The sequence below is a fragment of the Allorhizobium sp. GW101-3B10 genome (assembly GCF_059424725.1).
On the sequence record NZ_JBWKZR010000001.1, the window covers coordinates 4,073,530 to 4,096,419 of the forward strand.

At 61.9% G+C, this 22,890-nt stretch carries 22 protein-coding genes; 12 read left to right on the forward strand and 10 right to left on the reverse strand.

Translation table 11 applies throughout. The annotated features are described in order from the left end of the window. Positions 1-11: 11 nt before the first annotated feature. On the reverse strand, positions 12-710 hold the full coding sequence (locus AC07Y0_RS20085; protein WP_498679431.1) for a Tim44/TimA family putative adaptor protein: 699 nt from the start codon (positions 708-710) through the stop codon (positions 12-14). Positions 711-865: 155 nt separating this feature from the next. Here AC07Y0_RS20085 and AC07Y0_RS20090 point away from each other — a divergent pair, with 155 nt between their 5' ends. Together AC07Y0_RS20090 and secB are read left to right on the forward strand one after the other, a co-directional pair. Further along, a complete protein-coding gene (locus AC07Y0_RS20090; protein WP_498679432.1) occupies positions 866-1,363 on the forward strand; it encodes an FxsA family protein in 498 nt (165 codons plus the stop codon). A 91-nt stretch (positions 1,364-1,454) separates the two neighbouring features. Then, positions 1,455-1,931: a protein-export chaperone SecB gene (gene secB, locus AC07Y0_RS20095; RefSeq protein ID WP_498679433.1), complete on the forward strand. Its 477-nt coding sequence runs from the start codon at positions 1,455-1,457 to the stop codon at positions 1,929-1,931. Positions 1,932-1,985: 54 nt separating this feature from the next. Here the strand turns inward: secB and dnaQ are convergent, their stop codons facing one another. The 5 genes from dnaQ to AC07Y0_RS20120 are packed head-to-tail and all read right to left on the reverse strand — an operon-like array spanning position 1,986 to position 5,608. Beyond that, on the reverse strand, positions 1,986-2,696 hold the full coding sequence (gene dnaQ / locus AC07Y0_RS20100) for a DNA polymerase III subunit epsilon (protein WP_498679434.1): 711 nt from the start codon (positions 2,694-2,696) through the stop codon (positions 1,986-1,988). Beyond that, on the reverse strand, positions 2,689-3,294 hold the full coding sequence (gene coaE / locus AC07Y0_RS20105; protein ID WP_498679435.1) for a dephospho-CoA kinase: 606 nt from the start codon (positions 3,292-3,294) through the stop codon (positions 2,689-2,691). Before coaE ends, dnaQ begins: the two co-directional genes overlap by 8 nt. Then, positions 3,291-4,151, reverse strand: a complete 861-nt coding sequence (locus AC07Y0_RS20110) for a shikimate dehydrogenase (protein ID WP_498679436.1) — start codon at positions 4,149-4,151, stop codon at positions 3,291-3,293. Before AC07Y0_RS20110 ends, coaE begins: the two co-directional genes overlap by 4 nt. Continuing rightward, positions 4,144-4,743: a Maf-like protein gene (locus AC07Y0_RS20115; protein ID WP_498679437.1), complete on the reverse strand. Its 600-nt coding sequence runs from the start codon at positions 4,741-4,743 to the stop codon at positions 4,144-4,146. The genes AC07Y0_RS20110 and AC07Y0_RS20115 overlap by 8 nt, the downstream gene beginning before the upstream one ends. 43 nt (positions 4,744-4,786) lie before the next feature. After that, positions 4,787-5,608: a pyruvate, water dikinase regulatory protein gene (locus tag AC07Y0_RS20120; RefSeq protein WP_498679438.1), complete on the reverse strand. Its 822-nt coding sequence runs from the start codon at positions 5,606-5,608 to the stop codon at positions 4,787-4,789. A gap of 403 nt (positions 5,609-6,011) precedes the next feature. Between AC07Y0_RS20120 and hemE the strand changes: the two genes are divergently transcribed. The 8 genes from hemE (at position 6,012) to AC07Y0_RS20160 (ending at position 14,784) form a co-directional block, all read left to right on the forward strand. Continuing rightward, positions 6,012-7,046: a uroporphyrinogen decarboxylase gene (gene hemE / locus AC07Y0_RS20125; protein WP_498679439.1), complete on the forward strand. Its 1,035-nt coding sequence runs from the start codon at positions 6,012-6,014 to the stop codon at positions 7,044-7,046. Between the two features lie 3 nt (positions 7,047-7,049). Further along, on the forward strand, positions 7,050-7,586 hold the full coding sequence (hemJ, locus tag AC07Y0_RS20130; RefSeq protein ID WP_498679440.1) for a protoporphyrinogen oxidase HemJ: 537 nt from the start codon (positions 7,050-7,052) through the stop codon (positions 7,584-7,586). A gap of 199 nt (positions 7,587-7,785) precedes the next feature. Beyond that, entirely contained in the window at positions 7,786-9,051 is a 1,266-nt protein-coding gene (gene rho / locus AC07Y0_RS20135) for a transcription termination factor Rho (RefSeq protein WP_028737867.1), read from the forward strand. Positions 9,052-9,159: 108 nt separating this feature from the next. Beyond that, the gene (mnmE, locus tag AC07Y0_RS20140) at positions 9,160-10,488 is read left to right on the forward strand and encodes a tRNA uridine-5-carboxymethylaminomethyl(34) synthesis GTPase MnmE (RefSeq protein WP_498679441.1); all 1,329 of its coding nucleotides are present in this window, start codon (positions 9,160-9,162) and stop codon (positions 10,486-10,488) included. A gap of 68 nt (positions 10,489-10,556) precedes the next feature. Next, positions 10,557-12,431 (forward strand): tRNA uridine-5-carboxymethylaminomethyl(34) synthesis enzyme MnmG, encoded by a 1,875-nt coding sequence (gene mnmG / locus AC07Y0_RS20145; RefSeq protein ID WP_498679442.1) that lies wholly within the window; start codon positions 10,557-10,559, stop codon positions 12,429-12,431. 2 nt (positions 12,432-12,433) lie between these two features. Beyond that, entirely contained in the window at positions 12,434-13,078 is a 645-nt protein-coding gene (rsmG, locus tag AC07Y0_RS20150) for a 16S rRNA (guanine(527)-N(7))-methyltransferase RsmG (RefSeq protein ID WP_498679443.1), read from the forward strand. Beyond that, positions 13,075-13,869: a ParA family protein gene (locus tag AC07Y0_RS20155; protein WP_498679444.1), complete on the forward strand. Its 795-nt coding sequence runs from the start codon at positions 13,075-13,077 to the stop codon at positions 13,867-13,869. The genes rsmG and AC07Y0_RS20155 overlap by 4 nt, the downstream gene beginning before the upstream one ends. A gap of 33 nt (positions 13,870-13,902) precedes the next feature. Next, entirely contained in the window at positions 13,903-14,784 is an 882-nt protein-coding gene (locus AC07Y0_RS20160; protein ID WP_498679445.1) for a ParB/RepB/Spo0J family partition protein, read from the forward strand. A gap of 6 nt (positions 14,785-14,790) precedes the next feature. Here AC07Y0_RS20160 and holA read toward each other — a convergent pair whose 3' ends face one another. The 3 genes from holA to leuS are packed head-to-tail and all read right to left on the reverse strand — an operon-like array spanning position 14,791 to position 18,989. Next, positions 14,791-15,837 (reverse strand): DNA polymerase III subunit delta, encoded by a 1,047-nt coding sequence (gene holA / locus AC07Y0_RS20165; RefSeq protein WP_498679446.1) that lies wholly within the window; start codon positions 15,835-15,837, stop codon positions 14,791-14,793. A gap of 13 nt (positions 15,838-15,850) precedes the next feature. Then, positions 15,851-16,372 carry an LPS assembly lipoprotein LptE gene (lptE, locus tag AC07Y0_RS20170; RefSeq protein ID WP_498679447.1) on the reverse strand — a complete coding sequence of 174 codons (522 nt, stop codon included), beginning with the start codon at positions 16,370-16,372 and terminating at the stop codon, positions 15,851-15,853. Continuing rightward, positions 16,362-18,989 carry a leucine--tRNA ligase gene (gene leuS / locus AC07Y0_RS20175; protein WP_498679448.1) on the reverse strand — a complete coding sequence of 876 codons (2,628 nt, stop codon included), beginning with the start codon at positions 18,987-18,989 and terminating at the stop codon, positions 16,362-16,364. Before leuS ends, lptE begins: the two co-directional genes overlap by 11 nt. Positions 18,990-19,189: 200 nt before the next feature. Here leuS and AC07Y0_RS20180 point away from each other — a divergent pair, with 200 nt between their 5' ends. Together AC07Y0_RS20180 and AC07Y0_RS20185 are read left to right on the forward strand one after the other, a co-directional pair. Continuing rightward, positions 19,190-19,849 (forward strand): YggS family pyridoxal phosphate-dependent enzyme, encoded by a 660-nt coding sequence (locus tag AC07Y0_RS20180; RefSeq protein WP_498679449.1) that lies wholly within the window; start codon positions 19,190-19,192, stop codon positions 19,847-19,849. Positions 19,850-19,992: 143 nt separating this feature from the next. Continuing rightward, positions 19,993-21,903 carry a propionyl-CoA synthetase gene (locus tag AC07Y0_RS20185; protein WP_498679450.1) on the forward strand — a complete coding sequence of 637 codons (1,911 nt, stop codon included), beginning with the start codon at positions 19,993-19,995 and terminating at the stop codon, positions 21,901-21,903. A gap of 67 nt (positions 21,904-21,970) precedes the next feature. On the opposite strand, the gene AC07Y0_RS20190 is transcribed toward AC07Y0_RS20185, so the two are convergent. Beyond that, the gene (locus AC07Y0_RS20190) at positions 21,971-22,672 is read right to left on the reverse strand and encodes a DUF1013 domain-containing protein (RefSeq protein WP_498679451.1); all 702 of its coding nucleotides are present in this window, start codon (positions 22,670-22,672) and stop codon (positions 21,971-21,973) included. Positions 22,673-22,890: the final 218 nt, after the last annotated feature.

Sequence of the window (22,890 nt, forward strand, 5' to 3'; positions counted from 1 at the left end):
GATCTCCACCCTCACGCGTCGGCTTCGGTCGCAACCAGTTTCCAGTTCGGATCGCGCGAGCGAACGTCGCGGGCAAAGGTCCAGAGATCGTTGACTTCCGTGACCTGCTCGGCGTCGCCGTCGATCAGCGTACCGGCCTTGTCATAGGTGGCGGTGATCAGCTGGCAGATGATGCGAACGGTGATCTGTTCCTCGTTGTCGCGCACCACGGCCTGGGTAATCTCGGCCCTCTCGATGCCGACGAAGGTGGATTTCACCACTTCGCCGCGCGATTCGCGGTCGGCGATCACGGTCTCGAACCCTTCCAGCACGTCGCGCGACAGCAGGCTCTTCAGCGTCTTGCGGTCGCCGTCGGCAAAAGCCATGACGATCATCTCGTAGGCCATGCGCGCGCCGTTGAGGAATTCCTTCGGATTGAAACCCGGATCATGCTGGATGAGTTCGCGCAGCGAGGTGTTCAGCGGCGTTCCCGGCTTGGCAAAGGCGTCGATCGCGGCGAAGCGTTCCTCGCCGCCGGCCTCGTCGCGCTTCGGCAGGGTCACGACCTTGCCGTCATCGCTGCCTGGACCCTTCGCCAGATCCCGCGGGCTGTAGGGATCGAACGGCGGCTTCTCATTGCCCGTCCGCCGACCCAGCACGCTGCGCAGCTGCAGGAAGATCAAGACAGCCGCGACAAGAAAGAAGAGAGTGACAAAATCGTTGGATCCCATGGCAATCGGTCGGCCTTATTTAAATTCTCGGTCGTGTCACCCATATAGTCCGCGAATGCTGATCATTCAAATGGCCATTCGGCTTTCTTTGATAAGCCGATTCATCCTTTCCTCGTGTCTGCGCCGCAGGCGCGACTTCTGACCGGAGTACTTACATGCGCATGCCGCTGGCGATTCTGCTGCTTTTGCCGCTCGCGGAGATCGCCGCCTTCGTCGTCGTCGGTAAATATGTCGGCGTTCTCGCAACCCTCGGCCTGACGGTGCTGGCCAGCATGGCCGGCCTCGTCCTCTTGCGCGTGCAGGGCGCGGGCGTGCTGCGCCGGCTGCAGACGGAAAGCCAGAACGGCACCGATCCGGCGCGCGAGATCGTGCACGGCGCGATGATCGTCATCGCCGCCTTCCTGCTGATCATTCCGGGGTTCATCACCGACATCGTCGGCATCCTGCTGTTCGTCCCGTTCGTCCGCGATTTTGCCTGGTCGCTGATGAAGCCGCATGTGACGGTCATGCGCGAGAGCCGCTTCTCCTATCGTTCGTCTTCGAAGGGTCCCGCCGCGCCGCGCGCCACCGTGATCGATCTCGACGAGGACGACTACCACCACGATCAGAAACGGCAATCTCCGTGGTCTGTCGATGACGGGCGAAAGGACTGAGACACCCGCATCGACGCTCCTGTGCGAGGGTTGTAAGGCCGGTGGTGAAATGTTAGATGGCCTCACCAATTCCAGCCGCGAGGAACGCCCTATGGCCAACGACGATCAGGGAACTGCAAGCCCCTCCCTCAATATTCTTGCTCAGTACATCAAGGATCTTTCCTTTGAAAATCCGGGCGCGCCGCGTTCGCTGCAGTCGCGCGACAAGGCCCCGGCGATCAACATCAATGTGAACGTCAACGCCAATCCGCTGTCGGAAACCGATTTCGACGTCGTGCTGGCGCTCAATGCCGAAGCCAAGGAAGGCGACAAGATCCTGTTCGCGGCCGAGCTCGTGTATGGCGGCGTCTTCCGCGTCACCGGCTTCCCGCAGGAACACATGCTGCCGGTTCTCTTCATCGAGTGCCCGCGCCTGCTCTTCCCGTTCGCCCGCCAGATCATCGCCGACGCGACCCGCAATGGCGGCTTCCCGCCGCTGCTGATCGATCCGATCGACTTTGCCCAGATGTTCGCCCAGCGCGTCGCCGAAGAGCAGACCCGCGCCAAGGTCCAGGCCGTACCGAACTGATCGCGTCCGATCCCTGAGAAAATGCAGAAGGCCCGGTCGATCCGGGCCTTTCTTTTATTGCGCGTCGTATTTGGCCCAGATCGCCTTCTGGCCCAGCCGGGCAACCAGCCCGGCATGGGCGTCGATCTCCGCCGCGGAAATCCGCGGCGGCAGCGGACGCGGACGCTCGTAGCTGATCTCGACCACCTCGCTTTCCGCCCCGGCCCCGGCGCGGCTGCGCCCCTGATCGGTGGGCATCAGGCCGAAAGCCGCCTGGCGGCCGCCGAGCATCTCGATATAGACCTCGGCCAGCAGTTCGGAGTCGAGGAGCGCGCCGTGCTTTGTGCGGTGAGAATTGTCGATGCCGTAACGACGGCAGAGCGCATCGAGCGAATTCGGTCCCATCGGATGCTTGCGACGAGCCAGCGCCAGCGTATCGATCACCAGTTCGCCCGGCACCGGCGGACGGCCGAGCCGCTCGAACTCCGCATTGATGAAGGTCATGTCGAAGCTGGCATTGTGCGCCACCCAGCGTGCGCCGTCGAAGAATTCCAGCAACTCGTCGACGATCCGGTCGAAGGTCGGCTTGTCCTTCAGGAAGTCGTCGGTGATCCCGTGGACGGCGAGCGCATCCGGATGGACGCGCCGGTCGCCGGGATTGATGTAGACATGGAAGCTGCGGCCGGTGGGAAAGTGGTTGAGGAGTTCGATGCCGCCGATTTCGATGACACGGTCGTTCTTGAATTCGAGGCCGGTGGTTTCCGTATCGAAGATGATTTCACGCATCCCGCTCACTCCCTGTTTCGGCCCTTAGTTCGGCGATGATGTCAGTGACCCGGTCCCTCGCCGCTTCGACGCCATGGCCCGTGTCGATGACGTAGTCGGCCCTCGCCCTCTTTTCAGCATCCGGAAGCTGCCGCGACAAGATCATTTCGAACTTCTCCGGCGTCATCCCCGGTCTTTCGAGCACGCGCCGGCGCTGAATGTCCGCATCGCAGCTGACGACGACGATCCGGTCGACCCGGTCCTGGCCGCCGGTTTCGAACAGCAGGGGAATGTCGAGCACCACCATATCGGCGCCGGCGGCGCGTTGCGCCTCGAGGAACTGGCGCTCTCGCTCACGGACCAGAGGATGGACGATTGCCTCCAGCTCTTTGAACTTAGCCGGATTCTTCGCCAGATTCTCGGCAAGCACCGCGCGATCGACAATGCCATCACGCACGGCGTCCGGAAATGCCGCTCTAATCGGCGCGACGGCCTCGCCGCGATAGAGCTCGTGGACGACCCGGTCCGCATCGTTGACCGGAATGCCTTGCTCGGCAAACAGTCCCGCTGTCGTCGACTTGCCCATTCCGATCGATCCGGTGAGGCCAAGCACGATCATGCATGCGCCTCCATGTCGGCGATGATCAGCGCACGCAGGGCATCGTCGACCACTGGGCGTTTTCCGAACCACCTTTCGAATCCGGGCACGGCCTGGTGCAGAAGCATGCCGAGCCCGTCGACCGTCGGCAGTCCTGCCCTCTCCGCCTGCTCGAGGAAGGAGGTCTTGAGCGGCACATAGACGATGTCGGTGACCACGGCGCCTGGGGCCAGGGTGTCGAACGGCAGTTGCGGCGCGGGCTCCCCGCTCATGCCAAGCGACGTGGTGTTGACGAAGAAGTCCGCCTTCCGCATCACCTCGTTCAGGTCCGCCATGGCGTGGGCATGCACCTTCGGCCCAAAGCGATCGGCCAATTCTTCGGCACGGTCGAGGGAGCGATTGACGACATGGATTTCGGAGAAGCCACGCTCGCGCAGCGCCTGGATGATAGCCCGGCTTGCACCGCCGGCGCCGAGCACGACGGCCCTTCCGCCGCGGTCCCAGCCCGGCTGGCGGTCGTCGAGATTGGCGGTGAAGCCGATCCCATCCGTGTTGGTCGCCTTGAGCTTCCCGTCTTCGAGCCAGAGCGTATTGGCGGCACCGAGTTCGTCGGTCAGTTCATCGGTCTCATCGGCCAACCGATAAGCCGCTTCCTTATGCGGGATGGTGACATTGCCGCCGCAGAAGGAAGGGTCACCGCTTTTCAGGCCGGCGATGAAATCGGCGAAGGCCTCCGGGGCGACCTCGACCTTTTCATAGCTGCCGGCGACGCCGAGCGTCTTCAGCCAGTAGCCATGGATGAGCGGTGAGCGCGAGTGCTTAATCGGGTAGCCGACGACAAAGGCGCGATGGTTAATTGTTTCACGTGAATCAGACATCGAGCTCTCCGAGCGTCCGCAACTCTTCCAGCAGTGCCAGAAGCGGCAATCCGAGAATGGTGAAATAGTCACCGGAGATGGAATTGAATAGCTGGATTCCGATCCCTTCGAGTTGGTAGCAGCCGACGCTCTTCATCACGTCGTCGCCGCAGCGGACCAGGTAGTCGTCAATGAAGGCGTCGGAGAACTCCCGCATGGAGAGATCAGCCGTCGACAGGTGCCTCCAGATCTCGTGTCCCCCGCGTACCAGAACGACACCGCTGTTCAGTCGATGGGTCCTGCCCCGCAACAGCAGGAGATTGGAGCGGGCCTCGGCGCGATCTGCCGGCTTGTGGAACACCTGCAATCCGAGCGACATGGTCTGGTCGCAGCCGATAATGAGCGCCTGCGGAAAACGGCTGCTCACCTCCAACGCCTTGCTGCATGCCAGCTCGAGCGCCAGTTCGTCCGGCCCGAGCGCGCGGTGTTCGATCTCCCGCTCGACGGCCCTTTCGTCGATCTCCGCCGCAATGGCTCGAAAGTTCAATCCGGCATTTTTCATCAGCATGCGGCGTGATGGGCTCGCCGAGGCAAGCACGAGCGTTTCGGCCATGGCGATCGCATTCCCCGAAGCAGTGTATCCGTTAAGAATCGGCTTAACGCAGCTTCACGCGGAGGGCAACGATGGCCGCTGCCGTTTCCTCGATCGAGCGGCGCGTCACATCAATGATCGGCCAGTTGTTGCGGGCACACAGCGCGCGGGCATATTTCAGCTCCTCGGCGATGGTCGCCCGATCAGTGTAATCGCTTCGGTCGTAGCCCGGCGTCGATCCGAGCTCGCGGTTTTCCCGCACCTGGGAGATGCGGTCGGTGGTGGCGATCAGGCCGACGATCAGCGGGCGCTTCGCCCGCATCAGGCTTTCGGGAAGCGGCACGCCGACGACGATCGGGATGTTCGCCGTCTTGATGCCGCGGTTGGCCAGATAGATGCTGGTCGGGGTTTTCGACGTCCGGCTGATCCCGATGATGACCACGTCGGCATCGTCATAGTCGTCCGGCGCCTGGCCGTCGTCGTGGTCCATGGTGAAGTTCAGCGCCTCGATCCGAGCAAAGTAGTCGGCATTGAGCACGTGCTGGGCACCAACCCGACCCCGCGACGGCGCGCCGAGATAGGTCTGGAACTTCTCGATCACCGGGGCGAGCACATTGACGCTCGGCACACCCATCTCGCGGCAGGTGGTCTCGAGCAGGTGGGCGAGATCGGAATCGACGATCGTATAGAGGACGATTCCCGGCGCCTCGTCGATCGCCTGCAGCACGGGAAGCAACTGACGCTTCGAGCGGATCAGCGGATACACATGCTCGATCGCGTTGGAAAACTTGAATTGCGCGGCCGCGGCCCGACCGGCGGAAATGAGAGTCTCTCCCGTCGAGTCAGAAATCAGATGGAGATGAAAGAAGTTTCTGCGGTTCTCCACGTTCTTCTCGGCCGCCTGTTGATAAATCGGGACAAGCAGAGGTAGCGGCGGCGAAGGCCTGAGGGCAAGCGGAAAAGTGCCGACTTATCCACATCGGCCTCCGTGCTGGTCCCTTTCCTTCGCGCTTGTGGATTGTGGTAAGAAGCCGCAGCTTTCAGACTTTCTCCACAGCCCGTCCACAGACAAGGAGATCTGCATGTGGCCTGTAAGCGAATGAATCGCCTCGATGTTTTGAGGGTTTCCACGATTTCATCGACCCGTCCTCGAATCCTGTCCACCGTACGGCAGACTCTTGCCGGATCGGGCGTTCGGCTGTGGATGGGGTTTAATGCTTGATAGTCACAGACTCTTAGAAATAGAAGAAGATTCAATTATCTTTTCTTTATTTAAGAGGGCTGACGCCTTGAGTGCTACCGAACGGAAAATCCTCGAAGTCCTGAGCGGCAAGACGATCACGCCGCCGCCGATCTGGCTGATGCGGCAGGCAGGGCGCTATCTTCCGGAATATCGCGAGACGCGGGCCAGAGCCGGGAGCTTTCTCGATCTCTGTTACACGCCCGACTTCGCCGTCGAGGTGACGCTGCAGCCGATCCGCCGGTACGGCTTTGACGCGGCGATCCTGTTCTCCGACATCCTGGTCATTCCGGATGCACTGAAGCGAAATGTGCGTTTCACTGAGGGGCACGGACCGCAGATGGATCCGATCGATGCGGACGGCATCCGCAAGCTCGGGTCGGATGGCTTCATGGCGCATCTGGAACCGGTGATCGAAACGGTTCGGCGGCTGCGCAAGGAATTGCCGAACGAGACGACCCTGCTCGGCTTCTGCGGCGCGCCCTGGACGGTGGCGACCTATATGATCGCCGGACACGGTACGCCTGATCAGGCCCCTGCCCGGCTGTTTGCCTATCGGGATCCGGAAGCCTTTGAATATCTTCTCGATGTGCTGTCGGATATGTCTGCCACCTATCTGGTCGCGCAGATCGACGCCGGTGCCGATGCGGTGCAGATTTTCGACTCCTGGGCCGGCGTGCTCGGCGAGGTGGAGTTCGAGCGCTTCTGCGTAAGGCCAATGGCGCGCATCATCGCTTCGGTGAAGGCGCAGAGGCCGGCCGCCAAGGTCATCGCCTTCGCCAAGGGTGCCGGCTATCTGCTGCGCGATTACCGCCAGAAGACGGGCGCCGATGCGATCGGGCTCGACTGGGCGGTACCGCTCGATTTTGCTGCTGAGCTGCAGAAGGACGGGCCGGTACAGGGCAATCTCGATCCGATGCGCGTCGTCGCCGGTGGACGGGCGCTGGAGGAAGGCATCGACCGCATTCTGGACAAGCTCGGCCATGGTCCGCTGATTTTCAATCTTGGCCATGGCATCACGCCGCAGGCCGATCCGGAAAACGTGAAGGCGCTGGTCGATCGCGTGCGAAGCTTCGGGAGATAGACGATGGAGCGGCAGACAGGCGCTGCGGCCGGCCGCAAGGCCGCGGTCAAGGCGGGTATGGCGGTCCTGTTCTTCGGTGCGATCGCACTGGCCATCGCCGTTTTCGGCGCCGATGCCGCCTATCCCTGGATCAAGGCGCTGCATGTCATCGCGGTCATTTCTTGGATGGCGGGCATGCTCTACATGCCGAGGCTGTTCATCTACCACGGCGATTGTGAGCCAGGATCGGACCAGGCCCGCACCTTCAGCGTCATGGAGGAACGTCTGCTCAAGGTCATCATGGGTCCGGCCATGGTCGTTTCGTGGCTGCTCGGCCTGTACATCGCCTGGACGGTGTTCGGATTCCAGGGCGGCTGGCTGCATGCAAAACTTGCGGCCGTCGTCGCCCTTTCGGGCGTGCATGGATTCTTTGCCAAATCGGTGCGGTCCTTCGGGCGCGGCGAATATGTCCGCGACGCGCGCTTCTGGCGGCTGATGAACGAGGTCCCGACGCTCCTGATGATCGTCATCGTCATCCTCGTGATCGTCAAGCCCCTCTGAAAAGTCCCGCATGGCAGGCGTTCCGGCATTATTTTCGCCGGATTCTGCTTTTCCCTTGCGGTCGAAAGGCTGAATCGCTATTTTCGCGGCATCTCATCTTCTCGGCGTGCGTAACATTCCGTCATTTGCGACATTCGCGATCGTACTGAATTCAACCAGCACGCCTCCCCCAAAAAAATAAAGAACGTGGTCCTTCTTCATGGCTGAAATGAAGCTACAAGAACTCAAAAGCAAATCGCCGACCGATCTCCTGACCTTTGCCGAATCCTTGGAAGTCGAAAACGCCAGCACGATGCGCAAGCAGGAGCTGATGTTCGCGATCCTCAAGATGCTTGCCAGCCAGGACGTCGAAATCATCGGCGAGGGTGTGGTCGAAGTTCTCCAGGACGGCTTCGGTTTCTTGCGTTCTGCCAACGCGAACTATCTTCCGGGTCCGGACGATATCTACATCTCGCCCTCGCAGCTGCGTCGCTTCTCGCTGAAGACCGGCGATACGGTCGAAGGCCCGATCCGCGGACCGAAGGAAGGCGAACGCTATTTCGCCCTTCTCAAGGTCAACACGATCAATTTCGAAGATCCGGAAAAGATCCGCCACAAGGTCCATTTCGATAACCTGACGCCGCTCTACCCGAACGAGCGCTTCAAGATGGAACTTGATGTTCCGACGTCGAAGGATCTGTCGGCCCGCGTCATCGACCTGGTAGCCCCGCTCGGCAAAGGTCAGCGCGGCCTGATCGTCGCGCCGCCGCGCACCGGTAAGACCGTTCTCCTGCAGAACATCGCCCATTCGATCACGGCGAACCATCCGGAATGCTATCTCATCGTCCTGCTGATCGACGAGCGTCCGGAAGAAGTGACCGACATGCAGCGCTCCGTGCGCGGCGAGGTGGTTTCCTCGACCTTCGACGAGCCGGCCGTTCGCCACGTGCAGGTCGCCGAAATGGTGATCGAGAAGGCCAAGCGGCTCGTCGAACATGGCCGTGACGTCGTGATTCTGCTCGATTCGATCACCCGCCTCGGTCGCGCCTACAACACGGTCGTGCCGTCGTCCGGCAAGGTCCTGACCGGCGGTGTCGACGCCAACGCCCTGCAGCGCCCCAAGCGCTTCTTCGGCGCGGCCCGTAACATCGAAGAAGGCGGCTCGCTGACCATCATTGCGACGGCGCTGATCGATACCGGCAGCCGCATGGACGAAGTCATCTTCGAAGAGTTCAAGGGTACCGGTAACTCGGAAATCGTGCTGGACCGCAAGGTCGCCGACAAGCGCATCTTCCCGGCTATGGATATTCTCAAGTCCGGCACCCGCAAGGAAGACTTGCTCGTACCGCGCCAGGACCTGCAGAAGATCTTCGTGCTGCGGCGCATTCTCGCGCCCATGGGCACGACCGATGCGATTGAGTTCCTCATCGACAAGCTCAAGCAGACCAAGAACAATGGTGACTTCTTCGATTCGATGAACACCTGAGCCGAGCGTGCCCGGCTTGTATATGTGAATATTGAACGAGCGGCGGTGAAAACCGCCGCTCGATTCGCTTCCGTATCGAACTCGGTGATGGGATATAGGGTCTAGGCCATGCGCTTGCCTGTTCGGGAAACGATTTTCGCGCTGTCATCGGGTGCGCTGCCCTCGGGCGTTGCGATCGTGCGCGTCAGCGGTGCTACAGCCAGCGCCATTTGCCAAGAGCTGGCAGGCGGTTTGCCAAAGCCCCGCCAAGCCGCGCTGCGTTCGATTCGCTCCCGCAACGGTCTCATGCTTGACCAGGCCCTGGTGTTGTGGTTTCCCGCTCCACACTCCTTCACCGGCGAAGACTGCCTCGAGCTGCACCTGCATGGCGGCCGGGCGCTGGTCCGCGTGGTGCTTGAGGAACTGGCTTCCTTCGACAATTGCCGGATGGCGGAAGCCGGGGAATTTTCCCGGCGCGCCTTCGAGCACGGCAAGCTCGATCTTGTCGAGATAGAGGGCCTGTCCGACCTGTTGGCGGCGGATACGGAGATGCAGCGTCGCCTGGCCGTCGAACAGAGCTCCGGCCATCTCTCGTCCATCTACGAGACCTGGCGGGGCAAGTTGATCGACGCCCGGGCGTTGATCGAAGCGGAACTCGACTTTTCAGATGAAGGGGACATTCCCGGTGCCGTATCCGACCGCATCTGGGGCGATATGCGGGCCTTTCTTGCGGAGCTGGAGAAGGCTCTGGATGACCTGAAGACCGGCGAGATCATCCGTGACGGCTTCAAAGTCGTCATCGCCGGTCGTCCAAACTCCGGGAAATCCAGTCTTCTCAATGCCTTGGCAGGAAGGGATGTGGCCATCGTCACCGAATATGAAGGTACGACACGCGATATCCTGCATTGCGAGCTCGATATCGGCGGTTATGCCGTTCATTTCTACGATACGGCCGGGATCCGCGAGACCAGCGAGCCCGTTGAGCGAGAAGGCATCCGCCGCGCGCTTGGCAAGATGGAGGAGGCGGACCTTGTTTTGTCTCTTGCCGACTCGAAGTCGCCTGAAGATGTCGTCGATGTGCCGGATGGGCTGGACGTCATTCAGGTTGGCACCAAGGCGGACCTACTCACCGATTCGGATACGAAACCGATGGTGGATATCCTGATTTCCAGTGCGACGGGTTATGGGATTGCCGATCTCAAGGCTTACGTGCTTTCCCGCATGGAGGATAAGGTCGGAACGTTTTCCCTTGCGATTCCGAGCCGTCTGAGGCATGGACAGCAACTTCGCGATGCAATCGCGGAAGTGCAGCAGGCGATCGGGCGCGAAGACCTTGGCCTGGAGATCCGCGCCGAGCATCTTCGCCGCGCCTCGGACGCCCTCGGGCGGATCACCGGGCGTATCGATGTGGAGATGCTGCTCGGAAAGATCTTCTCGGAATTCTGCGTCGGCAAGTGATTCACGTGAAACAACGCTGCCGAAACGGACGATGCTTGCGTCGATCCTGAACGGTGGAGGAAATGAAAATGACAGGCGAATCCTTTGACGTCGTCATCATCGGCGGCGGTCATGCCGGCTCGGAAGCCGCAAGTGCAGCGGCGCGCCTGGGTGCGCGCGTCGCGCTGATCACCCACCGTGCCGATACCATCGGCGTCATGTCGTGCAATCCGGCGATCGGTGGTCTCGGCAAAGGCCACCTTGTCCGCGAAATCGATGCGCTGGACGGGATCATGGGCCGTGCAGCGGATCTCGGCGGCATACAGTTCCGCATGCTCAATCGACGCAAGGGGCCCGCGGTCTGGGGCCCCCGGACTCAGGCGGACCGCAAGCTCTATCGCAACGCGGTCCGGGCGATACTGGCTGAACAGCCCGGGATCTGTGTCATAGAGGGCGATGCCGTTTCGCTGGGCCGCGACTCCGCTGGTGCGATTAACTCCGTGCGCCTGGGTGATGGCCGGGAAATCCCATGTCGGGCTGTGGTTCTGACCAGCGGCACATTCCTTCGGGGGCTCATTCACATCGGGGACCGCAAGATTCCGGCCGGACGTGTCGGCGAAGCCCCTTCTCTGGGGTTAAGTTCAGTGCTCCGGGCTGCCAACCTTTCCATGGGGCGGTTGAAGACCGGCACGCCGGCACGTTTGGACGGTAAAACGATCGACTGGTCGTCTCTCGACAGCCAGGAAGCCGATTCGGATCCGATACCATTTTCATTCATGACGGACCGCATCGAGACGCCGCAGATCAGTTGCGGTATTACACGCACCACGGATGCGACTCATAAGGTAATTCGCGACAATATTCACCGGTCTGCCATGTATTCAGGACAAATCGAAGGCGTCGGCCCCCGCTATTGCCCGTCGATCGAAGACAAGATCATGCGTTTTGGCGATCGTGACGGTCATCAGATCTTCCTGGAACCTGAAGGGTTGGACGACGATACTGTTTATCCGAACGGTATATCTACATCTCTTCCCGAAGAGGTACAGGACGACTATATTCGGACGATCCCGGGTCTTGGGAAGGTGCGTATCCTTCAGCCCGGTTATGCCATCGAATATGATTATGTCGATCCACGAGAGCTTCGGCCGACCTTGGAGGTCACCAAGCTGCCGGGCTTATTCCTGGCGGGCCAGATCAATGGCACCACGGGCTATGAAGAAGCGGCCGCGCAAGGACTCGTCGCGGGAATCAATGCTGCTCGTCTGGCAGGCGGTAGCGAAGGCGTGGTGTTCAGCCGCACGCAGTCCTATATCGGCGTGATGATCGACGATCTCAGCAGCTCGGGTGTTACCGAGCCCTACCGCATGTTCACTTCCAGGGCCGAATACCGGCTGACACTGCGCGCCGACAATGCCGATATGCGCCTCACCCCGCTGGGTATGGAGATCGGCTGCGTAGGCAGCGCCAGAGCAGAGCGTTTTTCCACTTATCAGGCTGACCGACTTTCGGTCTACCAGCAGCTGGAATCGGCTACCGTAACCCCGAATGAGGCCGCGGCTGCCGGTATCACGGTCAATCAGGATGGAAAGCGCCGCTCGGGACGCGAACTGCTATCCTACCCGGACGTCGAGTGGGATCACATATGTCGTTTGTGGCCCGACTTCCGTGCCGTGCTGCAATCCGTGGCCACGGGCGTCTCCATTGACGCGCTCTATGCCGGCTATATCGAACGTCAGACGTCGGATATCATCGACGTTCAGCGCGAGGAAGATCGGCGAATCCCGGTGGATTTTGACTACAGCGCGCTTCCGGGCCTTTCCAATGAGTTGAAGCAGAAGCTTGGTGCGGCAAAGCCGTGGTCTGTCTCTCAGGCCAAGAAAATCAATGGCATGACGCCGGCGGCAATCTCGCTTCTGATCGCTCATTTGCGCAAGAGCGAGCCATTTCGTAAGGCAGGATGAGTATGAAGGCGCATGATATCGGGATAAACGTTTCACGTGAAACCCTTGATAAGCTCGAACGTTTTGCGAGTCTGTTCCAGAAATGGGCGGCCACCATCAATCTTGTGGCCCCCTCGACCAAGGCCGATCTCTGGCAACGACACATCGCCGACAGTGCCCAGATCTTCAAGATTGCTCCGGACCCGAAACATTGGGTCGATCTTGGCAGCGGCGGCGGATTTCCCGGCATCATCACTGCAATCCTTCTGACGGAGAGCGGACAAGGCTGGGTCGATCTTGTCGAAAGCAACCACAAGAAGGCGAGTTTCCTGCGTATGGCGATTGCGGAAACCGGCGTGCGTGCCGCCGTGCACCCCGTCCGCATCGAGGAAGCGCAAACGAAATTGCTGGATTGTGATGCGATTTCAGCCCGCGCGCTCGCAGATCTCAACCAACTACTGGCATTTGCCGAGCCCTGGGCGCAACGCAATCCGTCCCTTCGGTGTTTCTTCCACAAAGGTCGGGATTACCAACCGGAAATCGATAAAGCGCGTGGTCGCTGGGACTTCGATCTGGTAATACACAGGAGTGCCATCGAGACCGACTCCGTCATACTGGAGTTGGCGAATGTGCGGCGCGGAAGTCAACCAGCGCAAGGTGCGGAATGACTGTCGAAAAGAACCGGATCATCACTATTGCAAACCAGAAAGGTGGGGTCGGCAAGACCACCACCGCCATCAATCTGGCCACAGCGCTCGCCGCCATTGGAGAGCGGGTGCTGATCGTCGATCTGGACCCGCAGGGCAATGCCAGCACCGGCCTTGGCATTGACCGTCGCGATCGCAAGCTGTCGTCCTATGACGTCCTGATCGGTACCCATTCGGTCGCCGAGGCGGCACTGGATACGGCGGTACCCAATCTCGCCATCGTGCCGTCGACGCTTGACCTGCTCGGCTTCGAAATGGAAATCTCCCAGCAGGCCGATCGCGTTTTTCGCCTGCGCAAGGCGCTCAATGCCGATGACGCGCGCCGCTTCACCTATGTTTTGGTCGACTGCCCGCCATCGTTCAATCTGTTGACGATGAATGCCATGGCCGCGGCCCATTCCGTGCTGGTGCCGCTGCAATGCGAATTCTTCGCGCTGGAAGGTCTCAGCCAGTTGCTGGAGACGATCAGCCAGGTGCGCCAGACGGTCAACCCGACGCTCGACATCCAGGGCATTGTGCTGACCATGTTCGACGCGCGCAACAATCTTGCGCAGCAGGTCGTCAGCGACGTGCGCACCCATCTCGGCGACAAGGTCTATGCGACGCTCATTCCCCGGAATGTCCGGGTCTCGGAAGCGCCCTCCTATGGCAAGCCGGCCATCCTCTACGATCTGAAATGCGCCGGTAGCCAGGCCTATCTGCAGCTGGCCTCCGAGGTGATCCAGCGGGAAAGACAGCGCAAGGCAGCGTAATCGCCGACGCTATTAAGTTATGGAGTATAATATATGAGTGACGATCTTTCCAAGCGGCGCCTTGGCCGGGGATTGGCTGCCCTGATCGGCGAAATGGACCAGCCCCTGCCGGTCGGCGATAGCCGGCCGAGCATCAATCCGGACCGCACCGTGCCGATCGAGTTCGTCGCTCGCAACCCGAAAAACCCCCGCCGCTATTTCGACGAGGCCGAATTGCAGGATCTGGCCGGTTCGATCCGCCAGCATGGCATCGTCCAGCCGGTCGTCGTGCGCACGCGCGAAAAGGGACGCTTCGAAATCATAGCCGGCGAACGACGCTGGCGGGCCGCGCAGCTGGCCGGCCTGGTCGAAATCCCGGTCATCGTCCGCGATGTGGACGACCGCACGGCACTCGAACTGGCCATCGTCGAAAACGTCCAGCGCGCCGACCTCAATCCGCTGGAAGAAGCGCTCGGTTATGAGCAGCTGATCGCCGAACATGGCTATACACAGAACGATCTCGGCGAGATCATCGGCAAGAGCCGCAGTCACGTCGCCAACAGCCTTCGCCTGCTGAAGCTGCCGGAACCGGTGCGCGACATGCTGGCCGAAGGCAGCCTGTCGGCAGGCCATGCGCGCGCGCTCGTGTCGACGCCGGATCCGGTCACGCTGGCAAAAACGATCGCTGCCAAGGGTCTTTCGGTACGCGATGCGGAAAAGCTCGCCCAGACCCATATCAAGGCGCAGAACGCGCCGCCGGCCGAGCCGCGTGAATCAAAGGACTCCGACACGGTTGCGCTGGAGCGCAGCCTGACGGATCGCCTGGGCCTCGCCGTCGCGATCAATCACAAGGGCAGCGGCGGGCAGATCAAGATCGCCTACAAGACCTTGGAGCAGTTGGAAGAGATCTGCCGCCTTCTTGAAGGCCGCAACTGATCGCCCTCAGGCGCGGCGATTGCGCCGCGCTGATTGCAGCGTGGTCGAAAGCAGCGTCTGCAGGGCCAGATTGTCCTCGAGAGCAGCCTTCTGGCGCGTCTGCAGGATGGTCGACTGGATGCGGCTCGCCTCCCGGCCCAGGTCCTTGGATGACCAGTTGCGCAAAGCCCGCTCTATGATCGGCTTGCGGCGGAAGTGAATGCCCCGCCCGAGCGTCTGCATCACCTGGCCCGCCTGCTGCTGGCGCTCCTCCATCTCGATCCGCATCAGTTCGAGTTGCTGGAACTGGCGCATGCACGACTGCAGCACGAGAAAAACCGGGGTCTTCGAGGTGACGATCTTTTGGATCGCATGGAGAAAGGCATCCGGCTCGCCGCTCAGCACGGCGTCGACGACTTCATCGGTGGAGATGGCGCTCGCGTCGCCGATGATGTCGGTGACATGCTGTTCGTCGATCATCGGCTCATGCAGGCAATAGAGCAGCAGCTTGCGGATTTCGTTGCGCGAGGCGATACGGTCGCCGCCGAGCGATTCCGCCAGCAGTTCGCGGGCAGCCGGGCTGATGCGCTGCCCGACCGCCGAGAGTTCCGTGTCGATCAGGGCGTTGAGCGCCTTGGCGTCGTCCTGGTAACAGGGAATGATCGCCACTGCACGCGACGGCTCCGCCACCTTGCGAAGCGCCGAGCCCTTTTTCAGGTCTCCGGCTTCGACGATGACCGTGCAGTTCTCCGGCGGCTTCTCGGCGATGAACTGCAGCCCGTCGACCAGGGCTTTCTCATTGGCCGCGCCGCGGATCCAGACAAGCTTGTCGCCGCCAAACAGGCCAAACGAATTGACCTCGTCCATCAGGCGGCCGGGATCGCTGGCGATGTCGCCAACGTCGAGCCTGATCAGGGCAAAGCTGTCGGAGAGGTCGATGCCGGTGGTGCCGGCAATCTGCGCGGCTCGCTCGGCGACGAGGCCGCGATCGGGTCCGTAGACCACGAATATGCGGTAGAACCGCACCGACTTCTGCAGAAAGCCCTCGAATTCGTGGGATTTGACTTCCGTCATCGCTCGGGCGCCCTCAGCGCCCGAGAACCATGGCGAGATCGGCGCGGATCAGCTCGGCAAGCTCCCGGGCGGCGCGGTTCTCGGCGTCGCGCACGGCTCGAAGCTTGGCAAACTGCTGCGAGGGGAAATCGACCAGTGACACGGCCTGGCGATGCCCTGCCTTGAGGACCGTGGCGTCCGCAACCCGCTCCAGGGTGTAATCGGCGGAAACGGTGACGCGGCCGGCCGCGGCCGTGTCCGAAGATTGCTCGAGCAGCACTCCGGTGACGTCGGATTCGACCTTGAGCTCGACCCGGTATTGCGGCGTCGCCGGTTCCCCGGCTCCTCCACCCGTCATGAAGATGAGCTGGTTGCGCACTTCGAGCTCGACGCGATCATCAGCGTCCGAATAGGCGATCGCGCCGAGATTTTCGCGCGTCGCCGCGGTGTCGTCGTAGAGCGGACGCACCTGGCAAGAAGCCAGAAGCGCCGACAGGCCGAAACAAAGCAGCAGGCTGGTCCGGCGAGCCGGTACGCGGACGGGGTCAGACGACAATGTTCACAATCCTCAACGGAACGACGATGATCTTCTTCGGAGCCTGCCCGTTCAAGGCAGATTTCACGGTGTCGAGTGCGAGAACCGCGTTCTTCACCGCATCTTGGTCCGCGTCGCGGCTGATTGTCAATTCAGCTCGCTTCTTGCCGTTGACCTGAACGGGCATGACGACTTCGTCCTGCTGGACCAGATCGGCTTCGAACGCCGGCCAGGCGGCCTCGGCCACCAGGCCTTCGCCGCCGATGACGCGCCAGCATTCTTCGGCCAGATGCGGGGTCATCGGGCTGATGAGCAGAATCAGGATCTCGGCGGCATTCTTGACGGCAGCGATCATCGCCGCATCGGCCTTGCCGGCGGCGACGTCGGTGAGCGGTCCAGCGAGCGCGTTGACCAGTTCGTAGATGCGGGCCACGGCCTTGTTGAAGGCCAGCTTGTCGTAGTCGCCCTGAACGGCAGCCAGCGTCCGATGCGCCGCCTGGGAGACGGCAAGCGCCGCCCCTTCCTTAGCCGGTTTCGCCGTCACGGCGGACATTGCCTCGGAAGCTTCCGAGATCAGGCGCCAGACCCGTTGGACGAAGCGATGCGCACCCTCGACGCCCGATTCCGACCAGATGACGTCGCGATCGGGGGGCGAGTCGGACAGCACGAAGAAGCGCGCCGTGTCGGCGCCGTAGGAGGCGATGATGTCGTCCGGGTCGACGACGTTCTTCTTCGACTTCGACATCTTCTCGATCGAGCCGATCGTCACTTCCTCGCCGGTCTCGAGCAAGACCGCGCGGCGCGCGCCATCGACTTCCTCGATGCGGATGTCGGCCGGAGCCACCCACAGGCCATGCGCGCCCGAGCCCAGCTTATAGGTTTCGTGCACGACCATGCCCTGGGTGAACAGGCCCTTGAAGGGCTCGCTCAGATTGACATGGCCGGTCTCGCGCATGGCCCGGGTGAAGAAGCGCGAATAGAGCAGGTGCAGGATCGCGTGCTCGATGCCGCCGATATACTGGTCGACCGGCAGCCAGTGGTCGGCGATCGCTGGAACCGTCGGCAGATCCTCGCGCGGCGCGGTGAAGCGGGCGAAATACCAGCTCGAATCGACGAAGGTGTCCATCGTGTCGGTCTCGCGCCGGGCGTCCTTGCCGCATTGCGGGCAGGCCACGTGGCGCCAGGTGGCATGGCGGTCGAGCGGATTGCCGGGCACGTCGAAGGTCACGTCGTCGGGCAGCTTGACCGGCAGGTCCTTCTTCGGCACAGGAACGACGCCGCAGGCCTCGCAGTGGATGACCGGGATCGGGCAGCCCCAATAGCGCTGGCGGGAAATACCCCAGTCGCGCAGACGGAACTGGATCTTGCGCTCGCCCTGCGGCGCGTTGCCGAGTGTTTTCTCCGACAGCCGGTCGGCGACCACCTTGAAGGCCTCTTCCGTGTCCAGGCCATCGAGGAAGCGCGAATTGATCATCACGCCGTCGCCGTCATAGGCCGTGTCGCCGACCGAAAAGGTCGCGGCATCGCCGTCCTTCGGCATAACCACCGGCACGACCGGCAGGTCATACTTGCGGGCGAAATCGAGGTCGCGCTGGTCGCCCGACGGGCAGCCGAAGATCGCGCCCGTGCCGTAGTCCATCAGGACGAAATTGGCGACATAGACGGGCAGCTCCCATTCCGGGTCGAAGGGATGGCGAACCTTGACGCCGGTATCCATGCCCTTTTTCTCGGCCGTTTCCAGCGCAGCCAGCGACGTCCCCGCCCGGCGGCATTCGTCGCAGAACGCAGCGATTTCGGCATTGCCTTCGGCAACCGCCTTGGCCAGCGGATGGTCGGCGGCGATCGCCAGGAAGGAGGCGCCGAACAGCGTGTCGGGACGGGTGGTGTAGACCGTGACCTCGGAATGACCGGCCGGGGGTTCGCCGGCGATCTCCCAACGCAGCGTCAGGCCTTCCGAGCGGCCGATCCAGTTCTTCTGCATCAGGCGCACTTTTTCCGGCCACTGGTCGAGCGTATCCAGCGCGTCGAGCAGGTCCTGGCTGAAGTCGGTGATGCGGAAGAACCACTGGGTCAGCTCGCGCTGCTCGACGAGCGCGCCGGAACGCCAGCCGCGGCCTTCGATGACCTGTTCGTTGGCAAGCACCGTATGGTCGACCGGGTCCCAGTTCACCTTCGACTGCTTGCGGTAGACCAGGCCCTTTTCCATCATGTCGAGGAAGAGGTACTGCTGGCGGTGGTAGTATTCGACGTCGCAAGTGGCGAACTCGCGCGACCAGTCGAGCGACAGGCCCATAGACTTCAGCTGGCCGCGCATGGTGGCGATGTTCTGGTAGGTCCATTCCTTCGGATGGACCTTGTTCTGCATGGCGGCGTTTTCGGCCGGCATGCCGAAGGCGTCCCAGCCCATCGGGTGCAGAACGTTGTAGCCGCGGGCGCGCTTGTAGCGCGCGACCACGTCGCCCATCGCATAGTTGCGCACATGACCCATATGAATGCGCCCCGACGGATAGGGGAACATCTCGAGGACGTAGTACTTCTCGCGCTTGTCGTTGTTGTCGGTAACGAAGACGCCCGCTTCGGACCATTTCGCCTGCCAGCGTGGCTCGGCATCGCGCGGATTGTAACGTTCGGTGGCCATATTCTGCATTTCCGGAATAGCTAGGAAGGATGCGCCGACCTTCACCACGAAACCGGCCAAGCGTCAAGTTTTCGAGGCCATTGCGGCGATTTGCCGGTCGCTGTTAGAAGGCATGATATAAACATCGTTGCGCCTGCTTGCCATGCGGCGAAGGCCCGGGCGATGATGCTCCCGATGACAGACTATGGACGGATACAGGCATGACGATCGAACAAAGACTGGCCGATGTGCGCGCACGGGTGAAAAAGGCAGCGGCCGAGGCCGGTCGTGAGCCGGATTCGGTTCAGCTTGTCGCCGTTTCCAAGACCTTCGACGCCGAGCATATCCGGCCTGTGATCGCCGCCGGGCAGCGGATCTTCGGCGAGAACCGGGTCCAGGAGGCGCAGGGCAAATGGCCGGAGCTGAAGCAGGAGACCGGCGATCTCGAACTGCATCTGATCGGTCCGCTGCAGTCCAACAAGGCGGCCGATGCCGTCGCCCTGTTCGACGTCATCGAGACGGTCGATCGCGAGAAGATCGCCCGCGCCCTGTCCGACGAGGCAAAGCGCCAGGGCCGCACGCCGCGTTTCTATGTGCAGGTCAATACCGGGCTCGAACCGCAGAAGGCCGGAATCGCACCGGACGATGTCGCGGCCTTCCTCACGCTGTGCCGGGGCGACATCGGAATGGCCGTCGACGGCCTGATGTGCATTCCGCCGGCCGATGAAAATCCCGGCCCGCATTTCGCGTTGCTGGCCAAGCTCGCAGCGGAGAACGGCGTGGACAAACTGTCGATGGGCATGTCCGGCGATTTTGAGACGGCCATCGGCTTTGGCGCGACCAGCGTCAGGGTGGGTTCGGCGATTTTCGGATCGCGCTGATCCCCGGCTTTCATGGGATTTGCGCTTCCCATGCCCGCCACCTCGGCGGGCATACCGCTTTCGTCTCACTTTCCTATTGCCTGCCCGGTCCTTAGTATTGCGACAAAACTATCAATAGTCTCGCGTCGCATCCGGAGGAATTCATGCAGGGCAAGTATCTGGAGACCTATCAATCGTGGATGGGTAACCCCGAGGCATTCTGGAAGGCTCAGGCGGACAGGCTGGACTGGTTCAAGCCCGCCGACAAGGTGTTCGACGCGGAGGCCGGCGTCTATGGCCGCTGGTTCGCAGGCGCCGAGACCAATACCTGCCACAACTGTCTCGATCGTCATTCGGCCGCCGGCCGCGGCACGCAGAAGGCCATCATCTACGACAGCCCGATGACCGGAGCGAAGCAGAGCTTCACCTATGACGAGGTGCTCGTCGAGGTGAAGGCGATCGCGGCGGTGCTGAAGAACCACGGCATCGGCAAGGGCGACCGCGTCATCATCTACATGCCGATGATCCCGGAAGCCGTCTTCTCCATGCTGGCCTGCGCCCGCATCGGCGCCATCCATTCCGTCGTGTTCGGCGGTTTCGCTGCCCATGAGCTCGCCACCCGCATCGACGACTGCAATGCCAAGGCCGTCATCAGCGCCAGCTGCGGCCTGGAGCCGGGCCGCGTCGTTCCCTACAAGCCGCTTCTCGACCACGCCATCGACATGGCCCAGGTCAAGCCGCAATATTCCTTCGTCCTGCAGCGCGACCAGCTGCACGCCCCGCTCCGTTACGAACATGGCGACGTCGATCTGGCGAAGGCCGTGGAAGTCGAGAAGGTCAACGGCACCGAGGTCGCCTGCGAACCCGTCGCCGCAACGGATCCGCTCTACATCCTCTACACATCGGGCACGACCGGCCAGCCGAAGGGCGTCGTTCGCGACAATGGCGGCCATATGGTGGCGCTCGCCTGGACGATGGAGAACATCTATGGCGTGAAGCCGGGCGAGGTCTTCTGGGCCGCCTCCGACATCGGCTGGGTGGTCGGCCATTCCTATATCGTCTATGGCCCGCTGCTGACCGGCAATACGACGATCCTGTTCGAGGGCAAGCCGGTCGGCACGCCGGATGCCGGCACGTTCTGGCGTGTCGTCGCCGATCACGATGTGAAGACGCTGTTCACCGCCCCGACCGCCTTCCGCGCCATTCGCCGCGACGATCCGGACGGCGAATTCGCGCGCAAGCACGATACCTCGGGCCTGCGCGCCCTCTTCCTCGCCGGCGAACGCGCCGACACGGAAACCATCAAATGGGCCGAGAAGATCCTCAGTGTCCCGGTCATCGACCACTGGTGGCAGACGGAAACCGGCTGGCCGGTCGCGGCCAACCCCGCCGGTCTCGGCCTGCTTCCGGTAAAATATGGTTCGCCGGCCGTGGCCATGCCCGGCTATGCGATCGAGGTGCTGGACGATGCGGGGCATCCGGTCCCGCGCGGCACGCTCGGCAATATCGTCGTCAAGCTGCCGCTTCCGCCCGGCTGCCTCGTCACCTTCTGGAATGCCGACGAGCGGTTTCGCTCGTCCTGCCTGGAGGAGTTCCCCGGCTACTACAAGACCGCCGATGCCGGCATCGTCGACGAGGAGGGCTATGTCTATGTCATGGCGCGCACCGACGACATCATCAACTGCGCCGGCCATCGCCTGTCGACGGGCGCCATGGAGGAAGTCTGCGCCATGCATCCGGATGTCGCCGAATGCGCGGTCATTGGCATCGCCGACGATCTCAAGGGACAGATCCCCTGCGGCTTCCTGGTGCTGAAGCACAATGTCAATCGCGATTTCAAGGTGATCGAGCGCGAGATCGTCCAGCTGGTGCGCGACGAGATCGGCCCGGTCGCGGCCTTCAAGAACGTGATGAAGGTCGAACGCCTGCCCAAGACCCGCTCCGGCAAGATCCTGCGCGGCACGATGCAGAAGATCGCCGACGGCATGCCGTGGAAGATGCCGGCGACCATCGACGATCCGGCGATCCTCGAAGAAATCACCGAGGTGCTGAAGCAGCACGGCATGGCGAAGTAACAGCGCTCAAAGAAAAGCCCCGGTCAGTTCGGACTGACCGGGGCTTTTTCATGCCGTTCGGCGAGGATCAGAAGCGATCGTCGTCCTCGTCTTCCGTGCGATCCGACTTCAGCGACTTCAGCTTGGCGAAGACGGCATTCGCGTCGATTTCCTTCTCTTCCTCGTCACGGTAGCCGAGGTTGAGATGTTCGGTGTCGCTCGCCGCCTGCAGGGTCGCGCCAAGTTCGGCGGCGGTCGGCAGCGGCCGGCCCTTCGAGGCCTTTTCCACTTCCATGTCGAGATCGATCTGGCTGCAGAGGCCGAGCGTGACCGGATCCATCGGCGTCAGGTTGGTCGAGTTCCAGTGGGTGCGGTCGCGGATCTGCTCGATCGTCGACTTGGTGGTGCCGACGAGGCGCGAGATCTGTGCGTCCTTCAGTTCCGGGTGGTTGCGCACCAGCCAGAGAATGGCGTTCGGCCGATCCTGGCGCTTGGAAACCGGGGTATAGCGCGGGCCACGGCGCTTGCTGTCGGGAACGCGGACCTTCGGCTCGGAGAGCTTCAGCTTGTGGTTCACGTCCTTCTCGGCTCTTGCGATCTCGTCGCGCGACAGCTGGCCGGTGGCGATCGGATCGAGACCCTTGATGCCCTGCGCTGCTTCGCCGTCTGCGATCGCCTTCACCTCCAGCGGGTGAAGCTTGCAGAACTGCGCAATCTGGTCAAATGACAGCGCGGTGTTGTCGACAAGCCATACGGCCGTCGCCTTCGGCATGAGCAATGTCTGAGCCATGGAAACAATCCTTCTCTGCGTCCGCGCCGGGAGCCGCGGGCCGTGGGTCTCAACCACAATTTCCGGAAATCAAGGCGCTATATAGCTCCAAAAGGGGAGGAATGCAATTCATCTGCTTGAGAATGACCTTTGTCTAATTGCTGTAGCGCCTTTAGCTGCTATGAATGAAGCACAGAGGTCTCGGGAGGAGTGCCCGCGGCGTGTAGAATAGTTGGCGC